The sequence below is a fragment of the Primorskyibacter sedentarius genome, from assembly GCF_004342065.1.
In the GTDB taxonomy this organism is placed as follows: Bacteria; Pseudomonadota; Alphaproteobacteria; order Rhodobacterales; family Rhodobacteraceae; genus Primorskyibacter; species Primorskyibacter sedentarius.
Genome location: NZ_SLZU01000060.1, coordinates 1 through 3609, shown reverse-complemented (window position 1 = coordinate 3609; position 3609 = coordinate 1). Strand labels below are relative to the sequence as shown.

1 protein-coding gene is annotated in these 3609 nt (G+C 56.6%); it reads left to right on the top strand.

Going from position 1 to position 3609, the window contains the following annotated elements; translation table 11 throughout:
- The first annotated feature begins 302 nt into the window (after positions 1-302).
- Positions 303-2876: a hypothetical protein gene (locus tag EDD52_RS23280; protein ID WP_132248993.1), complete on the top strand. Its 2574-nt coding sequence runs from the start codon at positions 303-305 to the stop codon at positions 2874-2876.
- Positions 2877-3609 lie beyond the last annotated feature (733 nt).

The following is a 3609-nucleotide window of genomic DNA, read 5'->3' as shown; positions in this document are numbered from 1 at the left end:
CGGCTGGACCCGTCTGGCTCAACCCAGAAACCGAAATCAGCGCCCCTGAAATCAGAGACGCCGCATGAAATCGGCGGACAACTCCTTTGACAAACACCGTGTGGCGAAACTGATTGCTATATCACTCTGAACTGGACCTTTACGCAGCGGTAGCGAACGCCCGCAAAGTCCCGCTGTGCCGCCTTTGGGCCCCTGCCATGATCCTCGATCATGTCACCGCGCCTGTCTTATAACTTTCCCATGGCTCTTGCGTTAAACCGGAGCCTCGAGCCAGCCCGCAAATATGCGGGCTGGTGACGGGGATGGGTCGTGACCGCGCCGGTTTTTATGAATTGCAGTCTCTCCCAGTGAATTCTTCGACGCTTATTGACCCGAGCAAAAGCGAGAAGCTAGCGAACATTGGCCTTCGCGATGTGGGTCTGGGTAACATTCGTGTGGTAACCGCTTTGGAAATGCTCAGTGACTACGCGCTGACAGTCGATCCATTGGATTTGAACAAATACAAGATAGACTATGGCGCATTTGTCAGAGATTTAGTTAACAACGTTGATGGGCTTCAGGCGAAGATCGCGGGTCTCTATGTCGAGTTGGGTCAAGATTTCTTCATCGGAAAACTGGGCGCGGTGGCTTGGAGCCTTTACAGCGACGAACAGAAGGCCGAACTTCTGGCGACTTACTACAATTTTGGTGAAGGTCAGCTTGAGGCAACATGGGCGACAAATACCAACAACGGCACAATCCCATATGATCCACGACCCTCTGTCGACAACGGTGCGCTCAGCGTCAAAAGCTACACTGAGTTGGCGGGCATCCTAAATGGGACGTATGTTCCAGAATTGCCCGATAACGGTGATTTGGATGAGTTCCTAGACGTGATCGAACAGGCCGAGAGCGGCGATGAGGGCGCCATGGCAATCCTGCTTGAGAGCCTTACAGGTGCGCCGGTAGATGGGTCCGATATCATTCTAGACTGCTTCCCCGCTGGCACATTGATCGACATTTGGGCATCAAAAATCGGGGGGCATTTAGGAGAAGAAGAAATCATCCAAAAACCCATCGAGAGGATCACGATCAATGATAGTATTGTTACCTTTGATAGCGAAGGGAACATGGTCCGGGGGCAGATTGATAAGCTCTTTAGGAACACTACACTGGCATTTGTGGCGTTGCAATTTGACGATGAACGCCACAACCTGATAACCACCCCCGGCCACCGTTTCCTGACCGAGACGGGTGATTACATGGAGATCGGCCACATGTTGCGGCTAGGCGGCGGCAAGGCGCGGCTGGTCGATGTGGATGGCTCGATTGTTGAAGCTACGGGCGAGGTGATCGCCTATTCGGCGGAGACCGCGCATCTGTTTGAGGTAGCCCAGATTAAGAGCATCGCCGTGGCGGGCAATACGGTTCTGAAAGAACAGGTCGAGGCAGGCTGGCAGACCTATAACTTCGAGGTGCGCGAGCATCACAATTACGTCGCCGAGGGAATCCGCGTCCACAACGACTCGATCCTGTCGACGCTGGAAGCGGGCGATCAGCTTGTCGCGTTGAATGATGATCTGACGGATGCGGCGGTGTTGCGCGATGTTGGAAACGCGGCGACGGGTAACGCAACGCCCGACGGTTTCCTGGACTTCGTGGCCCTGGATGGGTTCCGGCGCGACGGCGACCCCACTGAGATCGCGGTTGAACGGCATTACTATTGGGCAAACGCCAATCTGCCGAGTTTGCTCGCAAGTGTGGTTGCGAATGGTCCGGATGCGGCCTCTGAGGTGTTCGATCCCGGGAATGGTAACAACTGGAATGACGGCTTATGGGGAGACGACATCGAAGAGGCTTTTTTCGATGATGTGGTCGATGTGAATTACGGGTCTAATACGACGCCAAGCCGAAGCGATATTGATGCGCTCTACAGCGCAAATGGGATGGTTCGCGTTCTGAATATCGATGGCGTGAGTTACGGATCGATAGGAACCGCTTTCGAGCTTTCTTCCAACTTGCTGGCAATTTCTGCCATCCGGGACATATCCGTCGCCAAATATGACGCGGTAGAAATCGTGGAGTTCGTGCTGGGAGGGTCACTGTCTCCGCTCGAACAGATCGCAGTCGAGAACTTATTTGACGACATGATGGATGGCACCGGCGGAGCCGATAATCTCTCCGGATCATCGGATGACGACTACGTCTACGGGCTGGCTGGAAGTGACACGCTCATCGGGGACGACGGCGATGACAAGCTCGTTGCCGGTGAAGGCAATGACCTCGTCGAAGGTGGGAATGGCCGCGACACGATCTATGGCGGCGCGGGCGATGATGAGCTTTATGGCGATGACACTACAACGACCAGCGGCAGCAGCACCGATTACGACGACCTTATCTTTGGCGGCGACGGGCATGACGTGATCTGGGGCGGTCGCGGCAATGACGAACTGCATGGCGGCGCAGGCAATGACACGATCGCGGGCAACGGCGGCGTGGACAAATTATACGGCGATGACGGCGACGATTTTCTGAATGGCGGGCTGTCGGGCGATGAATTGACCGGTGGCACGGGCGCGGATACCTTCTTTCATTCCGCCTCTCCGAACCACGTCGCCAAATGGGTACTCGACTACAGCGCTGCCGAGGATGACGTGCTGCTTTTCAAGAGCGAGGCCGGGGTGACGATCAGCGATTTCAACGTGGTCACCGGCCACGGCAACAATCGCGGCGATGCCAATATCGAGGACGTCTTCATCCGCTATTTCCCGAATGTCGGGACGGACAATAACGGTATCATCTGGGCCATTTCCGATGGTGTCGCGATGGATGAGATCATCATGCGTTTCAGCCATTCCGGCCAGGAGATCGACCTGATCGACCACTTTGGCCTGTAACGATTGCAACCCTTTGCCCCGCCGCTTCATGCAAACGGCGGGGCAAAAACCTAAGACGCCCTGTTGCGCGAAGACGTCTATCATCGAGCCATAGTTAGCCGACATACGCCGGATGCCCAACGCAAACGCTGCCGCCCGGATGAGCTTTGTCGGAAACCGAACCCCCAAGACCAAGGGCAGCCTCAGCCGGAAAACGGCGCTGGCCATGCCCCGCCAGTTGAGGCCATCGGCCAAGAAGAAAAGGCGCAAACTCGACAGGCAGAACCGTCTGCCGAAATCATTCGGGGGATTGAATGTCGCGACGGGATCAAGCACGGAACGAAAGCCGCCTGATCAGACCGTCACCAACTTTCGATCATAGCTCATGAGCCGACCCGGTCAGACGCCAATGCCAGCGAACCAGCCGCTTTCTCAGACTAGCGGATTTGCCGTCTGAGCCTGAGCTACGGCCCAAGTCTTGCCGGTGGCGACAATCGGGCAAGACAATCAACCGCGGCCCCCAAACCGACCGCTGAACCGGCATCACTCCCGACGCACGAACGACCGCTCTCTCCGCCGCATAGCAGCGCCACGAACTGCGCACCTGCAGCATTCTTCGCGCTGCGAGCGCGCGCAGCACGAAAATCCAAAGTACAAGATGGGCTCTCTGCCGCCTTGCGGCACCGCGGCGTCGTGACCACCGGCCTGGGCAGTTGGCGTCGTCATCGCAGGTGACCGCAGGCAGCCCGAAGTC

What these genes read in the sequence shown, in the direction of transcription:
- EDD52_RS23280 (WP_132248993.1), top strand. Translation starts at nt 303, where the DNA reads ATGGGTCGTGACCGCGCCGGTTTTTATGAATTGCAGTCTCTCCCAGTG.